This is a genomic window from Prevotella sp. Sow4_E9_plate (assembly GCF_052116205.1).
Classification (GTDB): domain Bacteria; phylum Bacteroidota; class Bacteroidia; order Bacteroidales; family Bacteroidaceae; genus Prevotella.
Map to the genome: position 1 here is coordinate 1 of NZ_JBQKLN010000160.1, position 368 is coordinate 368.

The 368-nt window shown below is 51.9% G+C and carries 1 pseudogene; it reads right to left on the bottom strand.

Annotated features, from left to right (window positions below):
- Positions 1-368 (bottom strand): annotated as a pseudogene (locus ACTQ53_RS17690) (GntR family transcriptional regulator); the annotation flags it as partial.

A 368-nucleotide genomic window follows, 5' to 3' on the forward strand; every position in this document is an offset into this window, starting at 1 on the left:
ATACTGGTTGTCGATGATAACCTTGAAGCCGAGGTCGGTCTTCTGCCAGATGAGGAGATCCACCTCATCACCATGCTTGTAGTGAGGATGGTCTTCGTTGAGATAACGCTCTATCTTGGCAGAGGCAACGATGCGATAGCTCTCCTCGTCGATGTGGATATGCACGATGTAGGAGTTGCCGAGCACCATGCGCTTCTTCTGCTCGCGGAATGGACAGAAGATGTCCTTCATCAGTCCCCAGCCCAGGAAGGCTCCGTATTCGTTGACCCATTTTACTTCGAGATAGGCGAAGTCGCCCACCTTTGCCAAAGGGGTTTCGGTGGTTGCTATGAGACGCTCTTCCTGGTCGAGATATAGGAAGACATCCA